The organism is Heterorhizobium halophytocola (genome assembly GCF_017873095.1).
Taxonomy (GTDB): Bacteria; Pseudomonadota; Alphaproteobacteria; order Rhizobiales; family Rhizobiaceae; genus Allorhizobium; species Allorhizobium halophytocola.
This window is the reverse complement of the sequence record NZ_JAGGJU010000004.1, coordinates 150,099-172,048: the sequence shown is the minus strand read 5'-3', so window position 1 is coordinate 172,048 and position 21,950 is coordinate 150,099. Positions and strand designations below refer to the sequence as shown.

Genomic DNA, 21,950 nt, shown 5'->3' with positions numbered 1-21,950 from the left:
CTTCCGGCAGGTCTGGAGAGACACTATCGGGGATTGCTGACATGGCAGACGCGCATCAAAAACAGCATGATTATCACATCATCGATCCGAGCCCCTGGCCGCTGATCGCTTCGATCGGCGCCTTCGTGGCCACGTTTGGCGGTGTGTGCTTCATGCGCTATCTGTCGGGCGGCTCGTTCAGGCTGTTCGGACTGGAACTGGCCAATCCCTGGCTGTTCTTCATGGGACTGGCGCTGATCATCTACACGATGATCGGCTGGTGGGCCGACACGATCAAGGAGGCCCATGACGGGGCCCATACCCGCGTCGTCTCGCTGCATCTGCGCTACGGCATGATCATGTTCATCGCCTCCGAGGTGATGTTCTTCGTCGCCTGGTTCTGGGCCTTTTTCGACGCCAGCCTCTATGCCAACGAGGCGATCCAGGCGACCCGTGTCGAGTTCACCGGCGGTCAGTGGCCGCCGAAGGGCGTCGAGGTGCTCGATCCCTGGCACCTGCCGCTTTATAACACCGTGATCCTGCTGCTGTCGGGCACCACGGTCACCTGGGCGCACCATGCGCTGCTGGAAAACGACCGCAAGGGCCTGATCTCCGGCCTGACGCTGACAGTGCTGCTCGGCATTCTGTTTTCCTTCGTCCAGGGCTGGGAATACGTCCACGCACCGTTCGAGTTCAAGAGCTCGATCTACGGCGCCACCTTCTTCATGGCGACCGGGTTCCACGGCTTCCACGTGCTGATCGGCACGATCTTCCTGCTGGTCTGCCTGTTGCGGGCGGTAAAGGGCGACTTCACCGCCAAGCAGCATTTCGGCTTCGAGGCGGCCGCCTGGTACTGGCATTTCGTCGACGTGGTCTGGCTGTTCCTGTTCTTCTCGATCTACATCTGGGGTGGATGGGGCGCGCCGCTGGCCGAAGGCTGAGCCTTGGCAACCACAATCACAACGGCGCCTTGCGGGGCGCCGTTCATCGTTTCGAGCACCTTGTCGTTTCCGATTTGCGATCCGCCCGGCACAGTTTGACGCATGGCGCCGGCTCTGGCCGCGCCCTATAATGCCGCAACGCGCAGTATCCGGATCGCTGGCGGCAAGCGGGCGGGGGAAGGAATAGCATGGATGAAGATCACGCCCATTTCGCGCCTGTGGACCCTATAAGGGCCGGGCTGACGGCGCGCTGTCCGCGCTGCGGGCAGGGCAAGCTGTTCGACGGGTTGACCAAACTGAAGCCGGTCTGCGCCAATTGCGGGCTGGACTATTCCTTCATCGATGCCGGCGACGGGCCGGTGATCTTCGTCATCCTGCTGGCCGATCTGATCGTCGTCGGGCTGGCGGTCTGGACCGACATCACCTACCAGCCGCCGATCTGGGTGCACATCCTGATCTTCGGTCCCTTGGCGATCGCAGTCTCGCTCTGGCTGCTGCGCACGATCAAGGCTATGCTGATCGCCCTGCAGTATCGCCACAATGCGGGCCAGGGCACGATAGACCGTGGCTGAAACCTCCAGGCGTCCGTCCTTTCGCCTCCTCGCTGCCGTGATGGCCGCGCTCGTTGCCTTTGCCATCCTGATCTCCCTCGGCAACTGGCAGGTGCGCCGGCTGCACTGGAAGGAGGCACTGCTGTCGGACATCGAGACGCGCCGCACGGCCGCCGTGGCGCTGCCGCTCGAGGATATCCGGCGGATGGTGGCCGACGGGCAGGATGTCGACTATCGCCGCGCCACGGCAAGCGGCCATTTCCTCAACGACAAGGAGCGGCATTTCCTTTCGACCTACCAGGGCGAGGCGGGCTTCAACGTCTATACGCCGCTCGCGCTCGACGACGGCCGCTATCTGTTCGTCAATCGCGGCTTCGTGCCCTACGATCTGAAGGCGCCTGACAAACGCGCCGCCGGGCTGCCGGCGGATGCGGTGACGGTCACCGGCCTTGCGCGCGGCAGGCTTGCGGCCAAGCCTTCCAGCCTGGTGCCGGACAATGATGCGGCGAAGAACATTTTCTACTGGAAGGATCTCGACGGCATGGCCGCAAGCGTCGGCCTGCCGTCCGACAAGGTGCTGCCGTTCTTCATCGACGCCGATGACACGCCCGTGCCGGGCGGCTGGCCGAAAGGCGGGGTGACCCTGATCGATCTGCCGAACAGCCACCTGGAATATGCGATCACCTGGTATGGACTGGCGCTGGCCCTTGCCGGCGTTTGCGGTTACGCACTGCTGCGCCGCAGGCGGTAGGGCGATTCCCGGCAAAGCCGGAACCGGTCTCCTCTCCGGACATGGTGGGAGAGCCTCGGGATGCAGCCGTGCCGGCGATCCGTTTTCGCCGGGAAGTCCGTATCTTGTGGCGGCAGGCAATGCGTGATGCCGTGCCGGACACGGTTAGAGATCAACGGGGAGGATAACGATATGCATTATCTGGGGCTCATTCTGGTGGCGCTGGTCGCCGTCGAACATGTCTATATTCTCGTGCTGGAAATGTTTCTCTGGACCCGGCCGCGCGGCCTGAAAGCCTTCGGCATGTCGAAGGCGCAGGCCGAGGCGACGCGGGTGCTGGCGGCCAATCAGGGGCTCTATAACGGCTTCCTGGCGGCCGGCCTTTTCTGGAGCCTTCTGGTGGCCGATGCCGGCTTCGCCACCGCATTGAAACTGTTTTTTCTTGGCTGCGTGGTCATCGCGGGCCTATATGGGGGCCTGACGGCGTCGCGGCGGATCCTGCTGATCCAGGCATTTCCGGCCGCCCTTGCCTTTCTTGCTGTTCTGATTGCTGGCTGACCGACATGAACATGACCGTGACCAAACCGAAACTGACGATCCGCCTTTGCGGCCCGCGCGGCTTTTGCGCCGGCGTCGATCGGGCGATCCAGATCGTTGTTCTGGCCCTCAAGCGCTACGGAGCCCCGGTCTATGTCCGCCATGAGATCGTCCACAATCGCTACGTGGTCGAAGGGCTGGAGGCCAAGGGGGCCGTCTTCGTCGAGGAGTTGCACGAAATCCCGGCAGAGCATCGCGACCAGCCGGTGGTGTTTTCCGCCCATGGCGTGCCGAAATCGGTGCCGGCCGATGCGTCCGATCGCAATCTCTTCTATCTCGACGCCACCTGCCCGCTGGTCTCCAAGGTGCACAAGCAGGCGATGCGCCACGAGCGTCTCGGCCGCCATGTCGTGCTGATCGGCCATGCCGGCCATCCGGAAGTGATCGGCACCATGGGGCAACTCCCCGAAGGCGCGGTATCGCTGGTGGAAACTGTCGCCGATGCCGAGACCTACCAGCCGGTCGATCCCGACAATCTCGGCTTCGTCACCCAGACGACGCTTTCGGTCGACGACACGGCCGGGGTGATTGCCAAGCTGACCGAGCGCTTTCCCAATTTGAAGGCGCCGGCGGCAGACAGCATCTGCTATGCGACCACCAACCGCCAGGAGGCGGTAAAGCAGGCAGCCCCCGGCTGTGACTTCTTCCTGATCGTCGGCGCGCCGAATTCGTCCAATTCCAGACGCCTTGTCGAAGTGGCACTGCGGGCAGGGGCCAAGCAGTCTCTGCTGGTCCAGCGTGCCTCGGAAATCGACTGGGACGCCATCGGCCCGGTCGCGACCGTCGGCCTGTCTGCCGGTGCATCGGCGCCGGAGGTCATCGTCAACGAGATCATCGAGGCGTTCAAGGCGCGGTATGAAACGACGCTCGAACTGGCCGAATTCTCGATCGAGAACGAGCATTTTCTCGTCAACCGCGAACTGCGGGACGTCGAATTGACGACCGAGGACATGGCCTGGGTAAATGGGTGAGCCGCGATCGATCCCGTGAATCGATTGCAGCGGCGAACGCCCGCAGCCAAAGCGACGGGCCGGCAGTGCGCGACGGCTTTGGCCGCCACTGCCAGCCCGTGAAATCATTTGATCGATACCTGCGGTAACCTCTGACGGCGTTCCAGCGGAACTGTCAGGCGACTTCGACCCCGCAGTCCCAACCTCCGCGCCTCACCGCTCGCTTACCATTCCCACCCCCCCCGCATCCGGCATGCCCTGAAGCCTCCTCAGCATCCTCTCCAGGCAGCGTTGTGCAGTTGACCTCATGCAAAGTATGCTTATCTTCAATCGGCAGATCGAGGTCGCCAAATGCCGCCGGAGGATAGGGTTTGAAGAAAGTTTTGGTGGCCGTGTTCCTAGGGCTTTTGGCCTGCTGCCATGCCGGCGCCCAGACGATTGCCCTGGGCGACGAGGATCTGACCGACAAGCGGACCTATGCCGCGCGTGACGGCTATTGGAGCGCCATCGGACGGATGGAGCCGGACGTGTTGGCGCCGCTGGTCAGCGCCGGACTGCGTGGCGCCGCCGCCTGGCCGACGACCCGTCAGGCCTACCGCGTGATCCGCCGCGACGGCCGGGTGATCCTTGCCACCGACGGCCTTTCGGATCCGTTCAAAGGCGTTTCCGGCGCCGGCAACGGCTTCGAGGTCGAACTCTTCATCGAAACGGGCGACATTCCGGACGATCTCGCAGGCCCTGCCGGCACGGTCGGCGATCTCAGCCGAAGCTGGGCCTTCGTCATCCTGCAGCAGGTCGCCGGCATGGTCGCGGAGGCCGGCGGCATCCGGCCGCAATTGCAGGACTACGGCGTGCTGTCGCTCGAAATCCCCGGCGTCAGCGCCTCGCAGGTCCTGACCAGCCAGTTGCCCGCACGCTTTGTCACGTCGGACGATGCGATCGGGATGCTGATCGGCGGGCCGGCTCCCGATTTCGCCACCCGGATTTCCGACACGCCGCTTTCGCCCGTCACCGTCGTACCGGTGGTGCTGTTGACGGCGCGCGAACTCGAAGCGATCCGCAAGGACGGCGCCAGTGCCCGCCGCAGGGTGACCGAGCGGCTGGCGGCCCGCCCACAGGGGGCCTTGAGCGATCTCGGGCGCGAGGACGTTTCCGACTGAGCGTGGGAGCCACGCGAACCTGTACGCCACGATGGATCGACGGAGACCATTTTAGGGTGACGACCGATCGCCGCATTGACCGACCGGCGGCATCGCTCCATACCGGCCATGGGGTAAGCGACGTTCGGGCGTCGCGGACATGTCGGTGTTTGCGCCCCTTTTGGGGGAGTTCATGCAAGGCATCGGCCGCCATCTCGGGCCTGTTTTCAAGGTTGTCCTGTCGCAAGGTGCCGTGCTGGCCGCGCTCTGGCTGCTGCGCGACCTCATTCCGCCGGTCGGCTCGATCACCCAGATCGTCATTTTCCTCGTCCAGGGGGCGGCGGCGGCGCTGATCGGCCGGCTTCTCGGCCTGCCGCTGATCTGGTGGCCGCTGCAACTCCTGCTGCCGCTGATGCTGGCCATGGCCCCGATCGTGCCGGCCTGGACCTTTCTCGCGGCCTTCGCCCTCTGCCTGCTGATCTACTGGAACAGCGCGTCCGAACAGGTGCCGCTTTATCTCACCAATCGCCGCACCTTCGAGGCGGTCGGGCAGATCGCCGAGGACGCGGGTGCCGAAAGCCTGGTCGATCTGGGCAGCGGCACCGGCGGCATCGTCCTTTATCTGGCAAGGACACGGCCGCATCTGCATGCCCAGGGCGTCGAGACCGCACCACTGGTCTTCCTGCTGTCGCGGTTGCGGCTGCTGCTGGCCCGTCTGCCGAATGCGCATATCCGCTATCGCAGCCTCTGGGCAGAAGACCTGTCGCGCCACGACCTCGTCTACTGCTTCCTCTCGCCGGTACCGATGCCGAGACTCTACGAGAAGGCCAAGGCCGAAATGCGCCCCGGCACGCTGCTGGTCAGCAACAGCTTTCTGGTGCCGGATGTCGAGCCGGAGCGGGTGGTCGCGGTCGATGACGGCCGCCGGACGGCACTGTATGTCTACCGAATGGAATGATCCTCCACTGCCTTGCACGCCTATCCGCCATCGCCCCGAATTCCTGTGCTCATTTGCGCGAAAGGCTGGCACTCGCTTTTCCGCCCCTGTATGCCTTGCGCTAAGCTTCAGGGCGAAACCGCAAGTCAGGGAAAAGGCGCAAGGCAACCGTGGCAGTCTATACCGACATCAACGAAGTCGATCTGAAGGCGTTTCTGGCCGAGTACGAGGCAGGCGATCTGCTGTCGTTCAAGGGCATCGCCGAGGGCGTCGAAAATTCCAACTTCCTGCTGCACACCTCGACCGACCCGCTGATCCTGACGCTTTACGAAAAACGCGTGGACAAGAACGATCTGCCGTTCTTTCTCGGTCTGATGCATCATCTGGCCGAACGTGGGCTGAGCTGCCCCCTGCCGCTGCCGCGCAGGGACGGGGCATTGCTGGGCGAACTGTCGGGACGTCCAGCCGCGCTGATCTCGTTTCTCGAGGGCATGTGGCTTCGAAAGCCGGAGGCACGGCATTGCCGCGAAGTCGGCGTAGCGCTGGCGCGGATGCATGTCGCCGGCCGCGACTTCGCCATCCGCCGCCCGAATGCGCTGTCGCTCGACGGCTGGCAAGACCTCTGGGCGAAGTCGAAGGATCGCGCCGACGAGGTCGAGCCCGGTCTGGAGGCCGAGGTCGGCGACGAGATGGCCTTTCTCGGAACGCACTGGCCGAAGGACCTGCCGGACGGCGTCATCCATGCCGATCTCTTTCCGGACAACGTCTTCTTTCTCGGCGACGACCTGTCGGGCCTGATCGATTTTTATTTCGCCTGCAACGACCTGCTCGCCTATGACCTGGCGATCGGCCTCAATGCCTGGTGCTTCGAGAAGGACGGCGCCTACAACATCACCAAGGGCAAGGCGATGATCGAGGGCTACCAGTCGGTGCGCCCGCTCCTTGACGCCGAAGTCGATGCCCTGCCGGTGCTTTGCCGCGGGTCTGCGCTGCGCTTCTTCCTCACCCGCCTCTACGACTGGCTGATGACGCCGGAGGGCGCGCTGGTGGTCAAGAAGGACCCGCTCGAATATCTGAAGAAACTGCGCTTTCACCGCGCCATCGAAAACAGCACGGAATACGGACTGACGCCATGAAACATGTCGACATCTTCACCGACGGGGCCTGTTCGGGCAATCCCGGTCCCGGCGGATGGGGTGCGGTGCTGCGCTACGGCGACACCGAAAAGGAACTCAACGGCGGCGAGGCCCAGACGACCAACAACCGCATGGAGCTGCTGGCGGCGATCACCGCCCTCAGTGCGCTCAAGGACCCCTGCGAGGTCGATCTTTATACCGACAGCAAATATGTGATGGACGGTATCTCGAAATGGATCTTCGGCTGGAAGAAGAACGGCTGGAAGACCGCCGACAAGAAGCCGGTGAAGAACGGCGAGCTCTGGCAGCAGCTGGACGCCGCCAACCAGCGCCACAAGGTCAAGTGGCACTGGGTCAAGGGGCATGCCGGCCATCCGGAAAACGAGCGCGCCGACGAACTCGCCCGCAATGGCATGGCGCCGTTCAAGAAGCCCAATCTGGGCAAGGCGCTGCTCGGCAAGTAGCCCGCCGGTCGTCCTCAACCTTGTCAGACGGTGCTTCGCGACTTGATTTAATCAGCGCTCGTCTTATTTTCCGGCGGTTCGAACCAGGAGAATTTCATGATCCAGCACAGCGTTTTTCTGCGCTTCAAGGCCTCATTTCAGGCGCCCGACAAGGAGGCGATCTATGCCTCGCTCGCCGATCTGCAGCAGGATCTTCCCGGCGGTGTCGACTTCAAGTCGGGCCCGAATGTTTCGACGGAAGGCCTGAACGGCGGGTTTCTCGACGGCTTTTCCGTCACCTTCACCGACGCGGATGCGCTCGATATCTTCCTCAGCCATCCCAAGCACCGTGAGATCAACGAGCACCTGCTGGCCGTCACCGACGGCGGCCTGTCCGGCATGCTCGTCTTCGACATGGAAGTCTGAAGGGGGCAGGAGGCGCGGTGATGCCTCACCTCCTGCCGTCGCTCGGCGACAGCGCTCAGCTATTGCCCTTCATCGCCTTTGCCAGCTGCTGGATGTCATAGCGCATCATCTGCTCATAGGTTGCCGCCGGGCCGGAGGCGTCCGACAGCGATTCGACATAGAGTTCGCCACCGGGCCTGGCGCCGGTCGCCTTGGCAATCTGGTTGACGAGGCGCGGATCGTTGGAGTTCTCGAAGAAATAGGCCTTCACCCCCTCCGCCCTGATCTGGTCGATCAGCCCGGCAACGCCGGCGGCCGAGGCCTCGCTTTCGGTCGACAGGCCGACGGGCGACAGAAACGTCACGTCATAGGCCCGGCCGAAATAGCCGAAGGCGTCGTGGCTGGTCAGCACCTTGCGCTCGGAGACCGGGATGCTGTCGAAGGCCTGATGCGCCTGCGCGTCCAATGCGGAGAGCTTGGCGAGGTAGGCTTTCGCATTGGCCGCATAGGCCTTGGCATTGGCGGGATCGGCCTTTGCCAGCGCCGCCTCGATATTGCCGACCCAGGTTTTGACATTGTTCGGGTCGTTCCAGACATGCGGATCGGTGATCGTCTCGCCGTCCTCGTCCATCGTCCTTGTGTCTATCCCGGCCGAGGCGGTGACCGGCGTACCGGCAAAGCCCGATGCCGTGACCAGCCTGTCCATCCAGCCTTCCAGCCCCTCGCCGCTGACGAAGACGAGGTCGGCCGATTTCAGCATCTTCGCGTCCTTTGGCGAGGGTTCGAATTCGTGCGGATCGCCATTGGGGCCGATCAGGCTTTCGACCGTGACGTGATCGCCGGCGACCTGGTGGACCACGTCGGCCAGCACGGTGAAGCTGGCGACGGCCGTCAGATCCCTGGCGGACGCCGTGCCGGCGACAAGCGGCAAAGCGAGGCTGGCAAGCAAGAGATATGGTCTCATGGGGAACTACTCCTTGGTTGATGTCAGTTCTGCAGGTGAGGGCGGGGAAAGAGGCGGCGGACCAGGCCCGACGGGGCGGCGAGAAGCGAGACGGCGTAGAGGAGGGCCGCGGCAACGATGATCGTCGGACCGGAGGCGAGCGCCAGACGGTAGGAGACGACGAGGCCGGAAAAGCCCGCGGCAAAGGCGCTTGCCGCGGCGATCGCCATCATCCCCGGCAGCGACCGCGCCCAGAGCTGCGCGATCGAGGCGGGCAGGATCATCAGGCCGATGGAGAGCAGCGTGCCGAGCGTCTGGAAGCCGGCGACGAGGTTCAGCACCAGCATCAGCAGGAAGAGCCCGTGATAGACGCTTCCGCGCACCTTGATCGACCGCAGATAGCCGGGGTCGAAACATTCGGCGACCAGCGGGCGATAGATCAGCGCCAGCAGCATGAGGGTGAGGGATGCGATCCCGCCGACCAGATAGAGCGCCTCGTCATCGATCGCGAGCACGCTGCCGAACAGCACATGCAACAGATCGATGTTCGAGCCTTTCAGCGAGACGATCAGCACGCCAAGGGCCAGGGAGGCGAGGTAGAAGCAGGCAAAGCTTGCATCCTCCTGCTGGCTGGTCAGGCGGCTGACGGCGCCGGCCAGCAGCGCCACGGACAGACCGGCCACCAGCCCACCGAGGCCCATGGCCGCAACGGAAAGCGAGCCGGCCAGCAGATAGCCGATCGCCGCCCCCGGCAGTACCGCGTGGCTGAGCGCATCGCCCATCAGGCTCATCCGCCGCAGCGTGAGGATACAGCCGATCGGGGCGGCACCGAGTGACAGGCAGAGACAGGCAATCAGCGCGCGACGCATGAAGCCGTAATCGGCGAAGGGCGAAACGATCAGGTCGTGCAGCATCAGGAGACTTTCCGGCAGGGTTCGCTGTTCTCGTCCCAGGCCTCGGCAAGCGCCATGGCGTGCGCCAGGTTGTCGGGGCTGAGCGCCTGGCATGTCTGGCCCCAGGCAATCGGGCGGCGCGCCAGCAGCAGCGTCTCTGGAAAGTGGCGGCGGATGAGGTCCATGTCGTGCAGCACGGCAAGCACCGTACGGCCCTCGCGATGCCAGCCGGCGATGATCTCGACAAGCACCGCAATGGTGCGTGCGTCGATGGCGTTGAACGGTTCGTCGAGCAGGATGACAGGCATGTCCTGCAGGATCAGCCGGGCGAACAGCACGCGCTGCAACTGACCGACCGACAGCGAACCGATCAGCCGGTAGTCGAAACCGGCAAGCCCGACATCCTCCAGCGCCGCGCGCGCAAGCGACAGCATCTCCCGTCCAACCCGGCCGAAGGCGCCCGTCGCCTTCCAGCCGCCCATCAGCACCGTGTCGAGGACGGTGATCGGGAAGCGGCGGTTGATCTCGGCGATCTGCGGCAGATAGCCGATGTCACGGGCATGCGCGCCGTGGACGATCCGTCCCTCGGACACCGGCACCTCGCCGATTATCGCCTTCAGCAGCGTCGATTTGCCGGCCCCGTTCGGCCCGGCCACCGCCGTCAGGCTGCCCTCCTGCAGCTTGCCGCTCAGATGGTGCAGGGCAGGGTGGCGCTGGTAGGCGAGCGTGACGTTGTCGAAGGTCAGGACCGGCGGGGTCATGCGAGGTTGGCGGCCCAGAGGATCGCAAGCCAGAGACCGGCGATCAGCAGGCAGGCGACGACCAGCCGGTGCAGGGCACTCTGCTGCAGCAGATCGGTGAAGCGGAATGGAGAGGACATCGGTACCCGAATAAATGTTATACAATTACATTTGCGTAATTGTATAACATTAAGGCGTAAATGCGGCAGCCCGACGTTTTGCCTCTCTGTTTGTGAGACGAGGGGGCAATGCGGGGGAAGGGTGGGCCAATAGGGGAAGACGGATGCGGCCCCCTAAGTCCTTCCGCGCGCTCCGTCAGGGCGCCGGATGTTGGACGGCAGGACGAATGCGGGTTCACACGAACCGCGGCCGCAGAAGATGAGCATCACCAAATGCCTGAAACGCCCGCGACTGTTCGCGCCTGTGCGCTCGTTGTTCAAAATGCCCTCGCCGGAATGCGCGCGGATCCGCTAGAAGCCGCTGCCGCCGCTCCGTTCGGCAAACGCCTGTTGGGCCGACAGCACGTCCCCCCGGTGGTCGCTGGCCCATTGCAGGATGGCCTGCAGATGTGGTTCCAGCGAGCGGCCGAGCGGCGAGACCTCGTAGACCACGGCCACCGGCGCCAGGCTGGCCACCGAGCGGGTGATGAAGCCGTTCGATTCCAGCCGGCGAAGGCATTGGGTCAGGGCCTTCTGGGTGACCATCGGGTTGGCGCGGCGCAGCGCATTGAACCGCATCGGGCCGCTGCACAGACAACCAAGCACGATCAGCGACCATTTGCTGGTGATCTCCTCCAGCACGATGCGGTTGATTTCGAGGTCTTCGGACGATGTCGCCGACATTTCGGTATACTCCCGGCTACCAGGTAGCATGCAGGTGCGTAATTGCCTCCACGTATAAAATGTATACCTAGTCTGGCCTCCATAAACAAGGAGGCTAAAATGCCAGCTGGAAACGACAGATCACAGACCCGAAGCGCGGATGCTTCGCATGACAGCAAGACCATTCTGGTCTTCGGTGCCACCGGCCAGCAGGGCGGTGCGGTGGCCGAAGCGCTGCGGGCCGCCGGATGGAACGTGACCGCCCTGGTGCGCGCGCCGACGAGCGCAAAGGCGCAGGCGCTTGCTGATATCGGGGTGGCCCTGCATCAGGGCGATCTCTCAAACGGCGCGTCGATCAGGGCCGCGCTGGCCGGGGTTTACGGCGTCTTCAGCGTCCAGCCGAGTTCCGGCCAGGGGGCGGCCTATGGTGTCTCCGACGCGCAGGAGATCGGTTACGGCAAGACCGTTGCGGACCTGGCCGTCGAGGCCGGCGTCCGGCATCTCGTCTATACCTCGGTCAATGCCGCCGGCGAGGAAAAGACCGGCATGGGCCATTTCGACAGCAAGGCGGAGATCGAGGCGCATATCCGCGGGCTTGCGGTCGCCAGCACCATCATCCGGCCGGCGGGCTTCATGGAATTGCTGATGCTGCCCGGCATGGGACTGGATCAGGGCCGCTTCAATTTCTTCCTGCGGCCGGATCAGGTGGGGCAGACGATTGCCGTGCGTGATATCGGCCGGATCGTTGCGGCGATCTTCGCAGATCCCGACACCTATGTAGGGCGCACCTTCGAGATCGCCGGTGATCGCCTGACGGGCAAGGATCTTGAGAAAAGCCTCAGCCGCGCCGCCGGACGGCCGATCCAGTATGCGCGCTTCCCCGACGCTGTGCTTGAGTCAAATCCGTTTCTCGGCCATCTGGCCGCACTCTTCGACGACGGGCGGCTGGCAGGCAATGCCGACATCGAGGGCCTCCAGCGCGAATTCGGCCCCTTGCTCAGCTTCGACGCATGGCTGGACGGGCCGGGCAAACCCCTGTTGCAGAGGGCGCTCGAGGCGGGCGACGCGGATCTCGCCCTGCGCTGAAAAATCAGAGAGGCGGTGCTCGATCGCGCCGCCTCTCGACGATTGTTCATTGCAAGCGCCGTTGCTGCAGACCGATTATGGTTCAGGCGCTCAGATGGTCGAGCATGGTGGCCGCGGCCGAGACGGTCGCCTTGCCCGGGCTGTCCTCGACGTCGAGTGACTTGACCACGCCGTCCTTGACCAGCATCGAATAGCGCTTGGAGCGCGTGCCCATCATACCGCCCGAAAGGTCGATATCGAGGCCGACGGCCTTGGTAAAGGCGCCGTTGCCGTCGGCGAGGAACCGGATCTTGCCCCTGCCGCCGCTCTGCTCCGACCAGGCGCCCATCACATGCGGATCGTTGACCGAGACCACGGCGATCTCGTCGACGCCGCGTGCCAGGATCGCGTCCCGGTTTTCCAGATAGCCGGGAAGATGGTTCAGCGAACAGGTCGGCGTAAACGCGCCCGGCACGGCAAACAGCACGACGGTCTTGCCGGCAAACAGGCTGTCTGCGCCGACATCGACGATGCCGTCGGCCGTCTTTTCCTTGAATGTGGCTTCGGGCAGACGATCACCGATCGCAATGGTCATGGGATATCCTCCAGGGGGGCGAGATGGGCCGACAGGACCCGCTTTGAAAATTATAGGGGGCGGTCAGTCGAAGGCAAGGGGCGTCTGCATGGCGCGGCTGCCGTCGATGGCAAGCAGGCGCCAGGTGCCGGCCTCGGCCTTCGGTTGGCCAGCGAGCGGCAGGCCCGCAATCGGCATGCGTACGCTGACGAGACCGCCCGCCGTCTTCTCGACGTTATAGGTCATGTAGACCATGCCGGGCTTGCCGGTGACATAGAGTTGCAGGCCCTCAGCCGAGCCGCCGGGCAGGGCGAGATCCATCAGCAGCGCCTTGCCGTCGTCGCTGCGGCGTACATCGGCCACGCTGAAATCCTTCGATGGTGCGGCCGGCAGCGTCTGGCGGGCCATGCGGATCCTGATCGCATCCTGCGGCTCCGAGCCGGCCGGCACGGCCAGCTTGAAATCGGCCTGGAAGGGAATGCAGATATTCTTGCAGAGCCCGATGAACACCTGCAGGTCCAGGGGCTTGCCGGCGGCATCGACCTTGCCGTCCGTCTGGAATGTCAGCGGCAGGGACACCGGTCTGTCATAGGCGAGATCGGTGACGGGACCGTTGTCGATCCGCTTCGGCGTCGGATAGGCGATCGATTGCAGCGTCAGCGGACTGTCCGGCGACACGGTGATCTGCGGTGGAATGCCGCTGTCGCCCGGCTCGCGCCAATAGGTGATCCAGCCCGGCTGCGGCTCGATTTCGAGCGCGCCCTCATAGATGCCGTTGCCGTCATTTCCAGCCAGGATCAGGCGCATGCGCCCGCCCTCCGTCTCGGCCCAGGCGCTTTCGCCGGCGGTGGCTGCGGTGGACATGGCGGTTGCTCCGGCAAGGCCGGCGGCAATGACAAGAAGCGCACGTAGCGCCCGTATATGCGGGAACGAACTCATGGGTCAGGGATTTAGCCTATGGCGCCAGTCCGGACCAGTCACGCTTTCGGGTCGGCGTTCATTTTCAGTTGATTGAACGGCTGGGATGCAGCATGCTGTTGCTCAAGCATGCAACGGTGAACTCGAAGCACGGCCCTTGAACGGGCTCCTGGCCGGAGGAAGCATGACACTGACAACCCTGACCAAGGATAGGGAACGCGGCTTTCTCGACGGGCAGTTCGTGATTGCCATGCCGGGCATGGCAGACAGCAACTTCGCCAGGGCCGTCGTCTATATCTGCGCCCATTCGCCTGCCGGCGCCATGGGCTTCATCATCAACCGGCACCAGGCCGTGACCTTTCCCGACGTGCTGTCGCATCTGGAAATCGTGCCCGGCGAAGAGCTGATCATGCTGCCGCGCGAGGCGCGCGATTTTCCGGTGCAGAATGGTGGCCCGGTCGAAAGCGGCCGCGGCTTCGTGCTCCATACGGACGATTATCTGAGCGACAGTTCTATCCCGGTCAGCGACGACATCTCCTTGACCGCCACCCTCGACATTGTCCGTGCGATCTCCGACGGCCATGCGCCACATCGCGCCGTCATGCTGCTCGGCTATGCCGGCTGGGGGCCGGGGCAGCTGGAACAGGAAATCTCCAACAATGGCTGGCTCAACTGTACGGCCGCCGACGAACTGATCTTCGACCGCAGCCTTGATGACAAATACGACCGCGCCTTGGCCCTGATGGGCATCAACCCGGCGATGCTGTCCATGGAAGCCGGACACGCCTGAGGCGGTTGAACAGGGACACGCCTGAGGCGGTCGAACCGGACGGCGATCAGCGGAAAACCGCGCGTCGACGTGTTGCGGAAGGCGAAGAGAGGTTGCGGTGCATCAGATGCCGGCTCTTCAAACCCGGCTTTCACGCCCGCTTCATCAACGGAAACCGCTCCCGCAGCAGCCGCAGCACCGAATCGGCACCGACCGGCGCGCCGTAATGGGCACTCTGGCCGAACTGGCAGCCGATCTTCTGCAGCACTTCGGCGTCTTCTTCCGTCTCGATGCCTTCGGCAATCACCTGCATGTCCATGCCACGCGCCATCGAGACGATGGATTTCAACAGTACGGCGCGCTTGTCGGAACGGTCCTGCACCAGCGCCCGGTCGAGCTTGACCGTATCGAAGGGCAGGCGCGTCAGATAGGTCAGCGAGGACGAGCCGGTGCCGAAATCGTCGAGCGCCAGTTTTACCCCGATGGTTTTCAGCGTTTCGAGCACGAGACGGGCCTGCTCGGGATTTTCCTGCAGGACGGCTTCGGTCAGTTCCAGCTTGATCCGGCTCGGTTCGCACTGGGTCTTCGACAGCAGGCTGCGCACGTCGTTGCACAGTTCGGTGCTGATCAGCTGGGCGCTCGACAGGTTGACGGAGAGGAAGACCGGCAGGTCGCCGGTGGCCTTTTCCCATTCCATCAGGTCCTGCGTCGCCCGCTCCAGCGCATACATGCCGAGTTGTCCGATCATGCCCGCCGCCTCGGCAATCGGGACGAATTCGGCCGGGGAGATCGCGCCGCGGCGCGGATGTTCCCAGCGCAGCAGCGCCTCGAAACCGGCGATTTCGCTGTCCTCCAACCGGACGATCGGCTGATAGGCGATGGTCAGTTCCTGGCGCTCGATGGCCCGACGCAGATCCGTCTCGATCTGCAGCCGGTCGGTGCCGCCATTGCGGAAGGCGGGCCGGAAGGGCTCGACGCGGGCGCCGCCGGCGCGTTTGGCGCGGTACATGGCAAGCTCGGCATCGTTCAGCAGGCTGGCTGCATTCTCCTGCTGATCGACCCAGGAGACCAGGCCGATCGACGCGGTGAGCACGATGTCGCGGTTGCCGAAATTGATCGGCACCATGATCGCCTTCGACACCGCATCGGCGAAATCCGCGACCTTGGCCGGATCGCTTTCCGACATCAGGATCAGGCCGAACTGGTCGCCGTTGAGGCGTCCGAGCGTATCCTGCGGCTTCATCAGCCGGCGCAGGCGCCGCGTCAGCGCGATCAGCAGATTGTCGCCGGCAGCGATGCCCAGCTGGTCGTTGACCTGCTTGAACCGGTCGATATTGATCGCCATCACCGTCGGGCGCAGCTGCACATGGGCCGGCGCCAGCGTCAGCGCCGCCTGCAGCCGGTCGAGGAAGACCTCCCGGTTCGGCAGGCCGGTCAGGTTGTCATGCATCGCGTCCGACATCAGCCGGTCGATCGAGTTCTTCTGCTCGGTCGTGTCGATGATCGTGCCGACGCAGCGGATCACCTCGCCATTGGAGCCGAGCACCGGCCGCGCGCGGATCTTCAGCCAGTGATAATGGCCGTCCTCGGCGCGCACACGGAATTCATGGGCCAGCCGTCCCTTGCGGTGTTCCAGCAACACATCGAGGGTCGCGCGGAACCGGTCGCGGTCCTCCGGATGCAGCCGCGACAGCCAGGTGCGGGCAGGCCCGTGCATGGCGCCCGCCTGCAGGCCGAGCAGGCCGGCGATATCGGGACTGGTCAGCAGCCGGTCGCGCGCCACGTCCCAGTCCCAGACGGTGTCGCCGGAACCGGTCAGCGCAAGCGACTGGCGCTCCAGGTCCGAGAACAGGCCCTGCTGGTAGGCGCCGCCGGCAAAGGCGTGCTGCATGACGGTAAAGCCGATCAGCAGCACGATCAGCACGAGGCCGCCGCCGAGCGCAGGCTGGATGATGTCGTTGTCGAGCTGGCCGGTGACGGCCAGCCAGCCGCCGAACAGCCAGACCAGCAGCAGTGCCCAGGTCGGCACCAGCAGGATCGCCCGGTCGTAGCGGCTGAAGCCCAGATAGATGATCAGCCCGATACCGGCGGTCGCCGTCAGGGCAAAGGAGAGGCGGGCAATGCCGGCGGCAATCGACGGGTCGTAGATCGCAACGCCGAACAGCAGGCCGAGGCCGAGGATCCAGGCGAAGGTCGCATAGCCGAGATTGACGTGCCAGCGGTTTAGATTGAGATAGGTGAACAGGAAGATGACGAAGCTGGAGGCGAGCGCCACCTCCGCGCCCGCATGCCATATGCGCTCGTCGGAAGAGGTGACGTTGATCAGCTTCGTGAGGAAACCGAAATCGACGCAGATATAGGCAAGCACGGCCCAGGCAAGCGCCGCTGCCGCCGGCAGCATGGAGGTGCCCTTGACCACGAAGAGAATGGTGAGGAAAACCGCCAGCAGGCCGGAAATGCCAAGCACGATACCGCGATAGAGGGTGAACGAGTTGACCGTGTCCTTGTAGGCGTCGGGTTCCCAGAGATAGAGCTGCGGCAGGTTGGGGGTCGAGAGTTCGGCAACGAAGGTGATCACCGCGCCGGGGTTCAGCGTGATGCGGAACACGTCGGCATCGGGGCTCGGCACCCGGTCGAGCGCAAAGCCTTCCGAAGGCGTGATGGCGATGATCCGCTGCGAACCGAGATCCGGCCAGAACATGCCGGAATTCACCAGCCGGAAATGCGGGGCGACGATCACCCGTTCGAGCTGTTCTTCCGAAACATTGGCCAGCGCAAATACCGCCCAGTCGCCCTGGTGGGCCGGCGAACTGGAGCGCACCTCGATGCGGCGCCGGATGCCGTCGGTACCGGCCGCCGTCGATACCTGGAAGGCCTCGCCCTGGCCGCTATAGATGTCGGTCGTCGGCGTCAGGTCCAGCGCCGTGTCATCGCGGGAAATCTTGACGGGCTCCAGCGCCTCGGCGGTGGTCGTCCCAAGCCCGATCGCGCCTGCGACCGTCACGGCCAGCAGCAGGATCATCAACAGGCGGTCTCGCATTGCCGTCCGCATTACATTCACGGCCTTCATTCGCAGCGGGTGTCCCCATTCAAACTGACGTCGGTCGAAAGCAGCGCGAAAAGCTGATGGTCGCGCCAGGCTCCGTTGATCTTCAGGTATTGCCGCAACAGCCCCTCCGTCTTGAAACCGGACCGTTGCAGCAGGCGCATGCTCTTGACGTTATCCGGAATACAGGCAGCTTCGATCCGGTGCAACTGAAGCTCCCCAAAGATGTAGGGTTTTGCGATTGCAAGTGCGGCAAACATATGGCCCTTGCCCGCATGCGGGGCGCCCATCCAGTATCCGATCATGCAGGCTTGCGCCGCACCACGCCGGATCAGGCCGATCGTCAGCCCGCCGAGCAGGCCCCCGCTGGAACGCTCGAAGATGAACAGCGGAACCGCCGCACCGGATTGATATTCCTGCTCGTTGCGCTGGACCCGGGCGCGAAACGAATGGCTGGTGAATTCGTCCGGCCGCCAGCTCGGCTCCCAGGGCTGCAGGAAATCACGGCTTTCGACCCGCAGGCGGCGCCAGGCGTCGAAATCGCTCATCTGCGGCAGTCGGAGCCGATAGGTCGCATTGCCGAGATCGGGCGTTTCCGGCCGACGGGACAGGAAGTGAAACACCGAACGTGCCATGCCGCACTCCCACGGACCTGCCCATGGCGGGTCGAACGATCGAACTGTTGCCTCTCTCGCCGCCTTAGCCGGCGACCTTGATCTTGTCGACGGAGCCTGCATTCAGCGACTGCATCAACTCGTCCAGCGGCACGAGATTTTCCAGTTGCCCGACGGCAGACAGGGTCGGCTTGGTATCGAAGAACAGCCGGCCGGCAAGATCGGTCAGGCGTTCGATGGTGATGCCTTCCAGCCGTTCCATCATCTCCTGGGTGGAGATCGGACGGCCGTAGAGCATCAACTGGCGCGCCATCTGGCCGGCACGGGCGGACGGGCTTTCCTGACCCATCAGCAGCTGTGCACGGATCTGGGCACGGGAGCGCTCGATTTCCTGCTGGTCGATGCTGTCGGCGACCTTGCGCATCTCGTTGATCAGCACCGGCATCAGTTCCGGCAGGTTCTCGCCGCCGGTCGCGGCGTGGATGCCGAAGATTCCGGTATCGGAAAAGCCCCAATGGAAGGCATAGACCGAATAGCACAGGCCGCGGAATTCGCGCACTTCCTGGAACAGCCGCGAGGACATGCCGCCGCCGAGGATATTGGCAAGGATCTGCGAGCAGTAGAAGTCGCGGGCATGATAGGCGCGGCCCTCGAAACCGAGCAGCAGCTGGGTGTCCATCAGGCTGCGGGTTTCGCGCATCTCGCCGCCGGTATAGCGGGCGGGTTCGGCAATCGGCTCCGGCGTATCGCCGCGCGGCTTCAGACCCGCATAGCGCTGCTCGACCTGGCGGACGAACTTGTCATGATCGACGGCACCGGCCGCGACGATGAAGATCCGCTCCGGCGTGTAATTGCGTGCCAGGTAGGCGCGGATATTGTCGCTGCTGAACGAGCGCACGCTTTCCGGCGTGCCGAGGATTGGACGGCCGAGAATCTGGCCGGCATAGGCCTGTTCGGAAAAGCGGTCGAAGACGACATCGTCGGGCGTGTCGTTGGCAGCGCCGATTTCCTGCAGGATGACGTGCTTTTCGCGCGTCAGTTCCTCGTCGTCGAATTCGGATTCGGTCAGGATGTCGGCGAGGATATCGACGGCCAGCGGCACGTCGTCCTTCAGCACCCGGGCATAGTAGGCGGTTGTCTCGGTCGAGGTCGACGCGTTCAGTTCACCACCGACATTCTCGATCTGCTCGGCAATGTCACGGGCCGAACGCGACCGCGTGCCCTTGAAAGCCATATGTTCGAGAAGATGGGCGATGCCGTGTTCGGCTTCGGTTTCATCGCGGGATCCCGACTTGATCCAGGTTCCCAATGCCACACTTTCCAGATGCGGCATCCGTTCCGTCACGACCGTTACCCCGGACGGCAGCCGGGTGCACTCAACATTCATGTCTTGTCTTTCCGCATTTCACTGTGTCGACTATCGCGCGCGGGCCTTGTCGCCGACGAATGTTTCGACGGCCTTCAGCTCGGCGTCCAGGACTGTGAAACGCTCCTCCATCTGCATTAGTTCAGAAAGCCACGGCGGAAGTTCCGGGTCAATACCGCAGGCGGATTTGACTGCTGCGGGAAATTTTGCCGGATGCGCCGTGGCCAACGTGATCATCGGAGTATTGGCTTTTTCGTGCTTCTTGGCAACCAGCACCCCGCAGGCCGTGTGCGGATCGATGAGGTAGCCGGTCTTTGAAAGCATCTCGCGGATGGTCTCGGCCACCTGCTTTTCGGTGGCGCGGCCGGCGCGGAAATTTTTCCGCATGGCCTTCAAGGCGCTCTCCTTGATGTCGAAGGCGCCGGACTGCTTCAGGTCGGCCATGGCCGAACGCACGGCGGCCGGATCGCGGTCATAGGCCTCGAACAGCAGCCGCTCGAAATTCGACGAGATCTGGATATCCATCGACGGCGAGGTGGTGGCCTTGACGCCCTTCATCTCGTAACGACCGGTCTTCAGCGTGCGTGCCAGGATGTCGTTGTCATTGGTGGCGATCACCAGCCGGTCGATCGGCAGGCCCATCTGCTTGGCCACATAACCGGCGAAGATATCGCCGAAATTGCCGGTCGGCACGGTGAAAGACACCTTGCGGTCCGGCGCGCCGAGCGACAGCGCCGCGGTGAAATAATAGACCACCTGCGCCATGATCCGCGCCCAGTTGATCGAGTTGACGCCGGAGATCTTCAACCGGTCGCGGAAGGCCGCGTCGTTGAACATCTCCTTCACCAGGTTCTGGCAGTCGTCGAAATTGCCCCGCACGGCAACCGCATGGACATTGTCCGACAGATGGGTGGTCATCTGCCGCTGCTGCACCGGCGAGACCTTTTCATGCGGGAAGAAGATGAAGACGTCGGTGCGCTCACTGCCGGCAAAGGCATCGATCGCGGCTCCGCCGGTGTCGCCGGAGGTGGCCCCGACGATGGTCGCCCGCTCGCCGCGCTCGGCCAGCACGTGATCCATCAGCCGTGCGAGCAACTGCATCGCCACGTCCTTGAAGGCGAGCGTGGTGCCGTGGAAGAGCTCGAGCACGAAGGAATTCGCGCCGGTCTGTACCAGCGGCGCAACGGCCGGATGACGGAAGGTGCCATAGGCGTCCTCGATCATCGCCTTGAAGGCGTCCCGCCCGATCTCGTCGCCGATGAACGGGTAGAGCACTTCGAAGGCGATCTCCTGATAGGATCTGCCGCGCAGTGCCTTGATCTCCTTCTTGGAGAGCTTCGGCCAGGTTTTCGGCAGATAGAGACCGCCATCGCGCGCAAGACCCGCAAGCAGGGCATCGCAAAATCCGAGGCTCGGGGCTTCGCCCCGGGTGGAGATATATTCCATTGCGGTCATCCTTGGTATTGGCAAACAGGCGGTTCGATCGCCCGCAGTCTTGCAGGTGGGAGAGGTCGGGTGCGCCTCTGTCTGCGTCCGCTTTCAGCCGCCGACGTCGCTTCCAGTCCGACGCGATGCGGTGGAGCGTCCGGTAGCCTGCAGTGACATGCTGCGCAGTCGGCTGAAAATTCTCTCAAAACGCGAACGACCCAATCGATTTTTTTTGGCGTCGCTGATATAGACCATCGGCATTGGTCATGAAAAGGCCTCTGTCACGGCTGAATTCCACTCTTTTGGCCGCGATCGGGTCGTGAATGCAGAAGGTTTAGGTATCGTGTTTGCAAAAGTCGCCCGCGGCGTTCTCTTTCTTTCCATGGCGACAGCCCTCGCATCCTGCAATTCGACCGGCTCCGGTCTGGGCTTCGGCAAGTCCAATCCGCCGGCCGATGCCGGTCGTGCCGCAGCCGTCGTCCAGGGCATCTGCCCGCCGCTCGAGCTTCGCACCGGCACGGCCTTCTACCGCACCTATGCAAATGGCGGCAAGGACGATCCGGAAAAGGTGATCTACCAGGCTTCGCTTGCCGACAGCACGCGCGCCTGCACCCGCAACGACACCAGCCTCGGCGTCAAGGTCATGGTGCAGGGCCGCCTGATCGCAGGCCCGGTCGGCAAGGCCGGCACGGTGCAGCTGCCGATCCGGGTCGAAGTGGTACAGGGCGATCAGGTGATCTATTCCGAGCTGACCCAGTTCCCGGTCACACTTGCCGATGCCGATCTGCCGCAGCAGTTCCTGTTCACCAAGGACGTGGCCGGCCTGCCGGGCGACATTACCGGCTTTGCCAAGGTGTATGTCGGCTTCGACGACGGCGCCAAGACAAAGAAGCGCTGATCGGCTCCAAAGCCCGATCGTTCAGCGGCGTGGCCCGTTGCGGGCCACGCATGGGCCGGCTGACGGC

At 63.8% G+C, this 21,950-nt stretch carries 24 protein-coding genes; 13 read left to right on the top strand and 11 right to left on the bottom strand.

Going from position 1 to position 21,950, the window contains the following annotated elements:
• Positions 1 to 41 precede the first annotated feature (41 nt).
• The 10 genes from J2Z17_RS08665 to J2Z17_RS08620 all read left to right on the top strand — a co-directional run bounded on the left by J2Z17_RS08665 (position 42) and on the right by J2Z17_RS08620 (position 7,829).
• A complete protein-coding gene (locus J2Z17_RS08665; protein WP_209943928.1) occupies positions 42 to 920 on the top strand; it encodes a cytochrome c oxidase subunit 3 in 879 nt (292 codons plus the stop codon).
• Between the two features lie 188 nt (positions 921 to 1,108).
• Positions 1,109 to 1,492: a DUF983 domain-containing protein gene (locus J2Z17_RS08660; RefSeq protein WP_209943927.1), complete on the top strand. Its 384-nt coding sequence runs from the start codon at positions 1,109 to 1,111 to the stop codon at positions 1,490 to 1,492.
• Between the two features lie 40 nt (positions 1,493 to 1,532).
• Positions 1,533 to 2,222: an SURF1 family protein gene (locus J2Z17_RS08655; RefSeq protein WP_209944326.1), complete on the top strand. Its 690-nt coding sequence runs from the start codon at positions 1,533 to 1,535 to the stop codon at positions 2,220 to 2,222.
• A gap of 171 nt (positions 2,223 to 2,393) precedes the next feature.
• A complete protein-coding gene (locus J2Z17_RS08650) occupies positions 2,394 to 2,759 on the top strand; it encodes a DUF1304 domain-containing protein (RefSeq protein WP_209943926.1) in 366 nt (121 codons plus the stop codon).
• A 5-nt stretch (positions 2,760 to 2,764) separates the two neighbouring features.
• Positions 2,765 to 3,769 (top strand): 4-hydroxy-3-methylbut-2-enyl diphosphate reductase, encoded by a 1,005-nt coding sequence (ispH, locus tag J2Z17_RS08645; protein ID WP_209943925.1) that lies wholly within the window; start codon positions 2,765 to 2,767, stop codon positions 3,767 to 3,769.
• 350 nt (positions 3,770 to 4,119) lie between these two features.
• Positions 4,120 to 4,908, top strand: a complete 789-nt coding sequence (locus tag J2Z17_RS08640) for a suppressor of fused domain protein (protein WP_209943924.1) — start codon at positions 4,120 to 4,122, stop codon at positions 4,906 to 4,908.
• Between the two features lie 172 nt (positions 4,909 to 5,080).
• Positions 5,081 to 5,845 carry a hypothetical protein gene (locus J2Z17_RS08635; RefSeq protein WP_209943923.1) on the top strand — a complete coding sequence of 255 codons (765 nt, stop codon included), beginning with the start codon at positions 5,081 to 5,083 and terminating at the stop codon, positions 5,843 to 5,845.
• 149 nt (positions 5,846 to 5,994) lie between these two features.
• Positions 5,995 to 6,960, top strand: coding sequence for a homoserine kinase (locus J2Z17_RS08630; protein ID WP_209943922.1), 966 nt, complete (start codon positions 5,995 to 5,997; stop codon positions 6,958 to 6,960).
• Positions 6,957 to 7,424, top strand: coding sequence for a ribonuclease HI (gene rnhA / locus J2Z17_RS08625; RefSeq protein ID WP_209943921.1), 468 nt, complete (start codon positions 6,957 to 6,959; stop codon positions 7,422 to 7,424). Before J2Z17_RS08630 ends, rnhA begins: the two co-directional genes overlap by 4 nt.
• Positions 7,425 to 7,520: 96 nt before the next feature.
• Positions 7,521 to 7,829 carry a Dabb family protein gene (locus tag J2Z17_RS08620; protein ID WP_209943920.1) on the top strand — a complete coding sequence of 103 codons (309 nt, stop codon included), beginning with the start codon at positions 7,521 to 7,523 and terminating at the stop codon, positions 7,827 to 7,829.
• A 55-nt stretch (positions 7,830 to 7,884) separates the two neighbouring features.
• Here J2Z17_RS08620 and J2Z17_RS08615 read toward each other — a convergent pair whose 3' ends face one another.
• The 5 genes from J2Z17_RS08615 to J2Z17_RS08600 form a co-directional block, all read right to left on the bottom strand.
• Positions 7,885 to 8,772 carry a metal ABC transporter solute-binding protein, Zn/Mn family gene (locus J2Z17_RS08615; protein WP_209943919.1) on the bottom strand — a complete coding sequence of 296 codons (888 nt, stop codon included), beginning with the start codon at positions 8,770 to 8,772 and terminating at the stop codon, positions 7,885 to 7,887.
• Between the two features lie 23 nt (positions 8,773 to 8,795).
• Positions 8,796 to 9,665: a metal ABC transporter permease gene (locus J2Z17_RS08610; protein WP_377300054.1), complete on the bottom strand. Its 870-nt coding sequence runs from the start codon at positions 9,663 to 9,665 to the stop codon at positions 8,796 to 8,798.
• Positions 9,665 to 10,405, bottom strand: a complete 741-nt coding sequence (locus J2Z17_RS08605; protein WP_209943918.1) for a metal ABC transporter ATP-binding protein — start codon at positions 10,403 to 10,405, stop codon at positions 9,665 to 9,667. The genes J2Z17_RS08610 and J2Z17_RS08605 overlap by 1 nt, the downstream gene beginning before the upstream one ends.
• Complete coding sequence (locus tag J2Z17_RS25390; protein WP_280923351.1) at positions 10,402 to 10,524, bottom strand: hypothetical protein; 123 nt, start codon at positions 10,522 to 10,524, stop codon at positions 10,402 to 10,404. Before J2Z17_RS25390 ends, J2Z17_RS08605 begins: the two co-directional genes overlap by 4 nt.
• 330 nt (positions 10,525 to 10,854) lie before the next feature.
• Positions 10,855 to 11,226 (bottom strand): winged helix-turn-helix transcriptional regulator, encoded by a 372-nt coding sequence (locus tag J2Z17_RS08600; RefSeq protein ID WP_209943917.1) that lies wholly within the window; start codon positions 11,224 to 11,226, stop codon positions 10,855 to 10,857.
• A gap of 99 nt (positions 11,227 to 11,325) precedes the next feature.
• Here J2Z17_RS08600 and J2Z17_RS08595 point away from each other — a divergent pair, with 99 nt between their 5' ends.
• Entirely contained in the window at positions 11,326 to 12,291 is a 966-nt protein-coding gene (locus tag J2Z17_RS08595; RefSeq protein ID WP_209943916.1) for an NmrA/HSCARG family protein, read from the top strand.
• Positions 12,292 to 12,373: 82 nt separating this feature from the next.
• Here the strand turns inward: J2Z17_RS08595 and J2Z17_RS08590 are convergent, their stop codons facing one another.
• Positions 12,374 to 12,865, bottom strand: a complete 492-nt coding sequence (locus J2Z17_RS08590) for a peroxiredoxin (RefSeq protein WP_209943915.1) — start codon at positions 12,863 to 12,865, stop codon at positions 12,374 to 12,376.
• Between the two features lie 63 nt (positions 12,866 to 12,928).
• A complete protein-coding gene (locus J2Z17_RS08585) occupies positions 12,929 to 13,708 on the bottom strand; it encodes a protein-disulfide reductase DsbD domain-containing protein (protein WP_209943914.1) in 780 nt (259 codons plus the stop codon).
• 238 nt (positions 13,709 to 13,946) lie between these two features.
• On the opposite strand from J2Z17_RS08585, the gene J2Z17_RS08580 reads away from it, so the two are divergent.
• The gene (locus J2Z17_RS08580; protein WP_209943913.1) at positions 13,947 to 14,552 is read left to right on the top strand and encodes a YqgE/AlgH family protein; all 606 of its coding nucleotides are present in this window, start codon (positions 13,947 to 13,949) and stop codon (positions 14,550 to 14,552) included.
• 130 nt (positions 14,553 to 14,682) lie between these two features.
• Here the strand turns inward: J2Z17_RS08580 and J2Z17_RS08575 are convergent, their stop codons facing one another.
• The 4 genes from J2Z17_RS08575 to thrC all read right to left on the bottom strand — a co-directional run bounded on the left by J2Z17_RS08575 (position 14,683) and on the right by thrC (position 21,003).
• Positions 14,683 to 17,571, bottom strand: a complete 2,889-nt coding sequence (locus tag J2Z17_RS08575; protein ID WP_209943912.1) for an EAL domain-containing protein — start codon at positions 17,569 to 17,571, stop codon at positions 14,683 to 14,685.
• Between the two features lie 26 nt (positions 17,572 to 17,597).
• Positions 17,598 to 18,212 carry a GNAT family N-acetyltransferase gene (locus tag J2Z17_RS08570; RefSeq protein ID WP_209943911.1) on the bottom strand — a complete coding sequence of 205 codons (615 nt, stop codon included), beginning with the start codon at positions 18,210 to 18,212 and terminating at the stop codon, positions 17,598 to 17,600.
• A 64-nt stretch (positions 18,213 to 18,276) separates the two neighbouring features.
• Positions 18,277 to 19,578: a M16 family metallopeptidase gene (locus tag J2Z17_RS08565; RefSeq protein ID WP_209943910.1), complete on the bottom strand. Its 1,302-nt coding sequence runs from the start codon at positions 19,576 to 19,578 to the stop codon at positions 18,277 to 18,279.
• A gap of 30 nt (positions 19,579 to 19,608) precedes the next feature.
• Positions 19,609 to 21,003 carry a threonine synthase gene (thrC, locus tag J2Z17_RS08560; RefSeq protein ID WP_209943909.1) on the bottom strand — a complete coding sequence of 465 codons (1,395 nt, stop codon included), beginning with the start codon at positions 21,001 to 21,003 and terminating at the stop codon, positions 19,609 to 19,611.
• 325 nt (positions 21,004 to 21,328) lie between these two features.
• On the opposite strand from thrC, the gene J2Z17_RS08555 reads away from it, so the two are divergent.
• The gene (locus tag J2Z17_RS08555) at positions 21,329 to 21,883 is read left to right on the top strand and encodes a hypothetical protein (RefSeq protein ID WP_209943908.1); all 555 of its coding nucleotides are present in this window, start codon (positions 21,329 to 21,331) and stop codon (positions 21,881 to 21,883) included.
• The last annotated feature ends 67 nt before the right edge of the window (positions 21,884 to 21,950 follow it).

Coding starts and splice junctions, on each gene's coding strand:
- J2Z17_RS08665 (WP_209943928.1), top strand. CDS start 42: ATGGCAGACGCGCATCAAAAACAGCATGATTATCACATCATCGATCCG.
- J2Z17_RS08660 (WP_209943927.1), top strand. CDS start 1,109: ATGGATGAAGATCACGCCCATTTCGCGCCTGTGGACCCTATAAGGGCC.
- J2Z17_RS08655 (WP_209944326.1), top strand. CDS start 1,533: ATGGCCGCGCTCGTTGCCTTTGCCATCCTGATCTCCCTCGGCAACTGG.
- J2Z17_RS08650 (WP_209943926.1), top strand. CDS start 2,394: ATGCATTATCTGGGGCTCATTCTGGTGGCGCTGGTCGCCGTCGAACAT.
- ispH (WP_209943925.1), top strand. CDS start 2,765: ATGAACATGACCGTGACCAAACCGAAACTGACGATCCGCCTTTGCGGC.
- J2Z17_RS08635 (WP_209943923.1), top strand. CDS start 5,081: ATGCAAGGCATCGGCCGCCATCTCGGGCCTGTTTTCAAGGTTGTCCTG.
- rnhA (WP_209943921.1), top strand. CDS start 6,957: ATGAAACATGTCGACATCTTCACCGACGGGGCCTGTTCGGGCAATCCC.
- J2Z17_RS08620 (WP_209943920.1), top strand. CDS start 7,521: ATGATCCAGCACAGCGTTTTTCTGCGCTTCAAGGCCTCATTTCAGGCG.
- J2Z17_RS08615 (WP_209943919.1), bottom strand. CDS start 8,772: ATGAGACCATATCTCTTGCTTGCCAGCCTCGCTTTGCCGCTTGTCGCC.
- J2Z17_RS08610 (WP_377300054.1), bottom strand. CDS start 9,665: ATGCTGCACGACCTGATCGTTTCGCCCTTCGCCGATTACGGCTTCATG.
- J2Z17_RS08605 (WP_209943918.1), bottom strand. CDS start 10,405: ATGACCCCGCCGGTCCTGACCTTCGACAACGTCACGCTCGCCTACCAG.
- J2Z17_RS25390 (WP_280923351.1), bottom strand. CDS start 10,524: ATGTCCTCTCCATTCCGCTTCACCGATCTGCTGCAGCAGAGTGCCCTG.
- J2Z17_RS08600 (WP_209943917.1), bottom strand. CDS start 11,226: ATGTCGGCGACATCGTCCGAAGACCTCGAAATCAACCGCATCGTGCTG.
- J2Z17_RS08595 (WP_209943916.1), top strand. CDS start 11,326: ATGCCAGCTGGAAACGACAGATCACAGACCCGAAGCGCGGATGCTTCG.
- J2Z17_RS08590 (WP_209943915.1), bottom strand. CDS start 12,865: ATGACCATTGCGATCGGTGATCGTCTGCCCGAAGCCACATTCAAGGAA.
- J2Z17_RS08585 (WP_209943914.1), bottom strand. CDS start 13,708: ATGTCCACCGCAGCCACCGCCGGCGAAAGCGCCTGGGCCGAGACGGAG.
- J2Z17_RS08580 (WP_209943913.1), top strand. CDS start 13,947: ATGACACTGACAACCCTGACCAAGGATAGGGAACGCGGCTTTCTCGAC.
- J2Z17_RS08575 (WP_209943912.1), bottom strand. CDS start 17,571: ATGCGAGACCGCCTGTTGATGATCCTGCTGCTGGCCGTGACGGTCGCA.
- J2Z17_RS08570 (WP_209943911.1), bottom strand. CDS start 18,212: ATGGCACGTTCGGTGTTTCACTTCCTGTCCCGTCGGCCGGAAACGCCC.
- J2Z17_RS08565 (WP_209943910.1), bottom strand. CDS start 19,578: ATGAATGTTGAGTGCACCCGGCTGCCGTCCGGGGTAACGGTCGTGACG.
- thrC (WP_209943909.1), bottom strand. CDS start 21,003: ATGGAATATATCTCCACCCGGGGCGAAGCCCCGAGCCTCGGATTTTGC.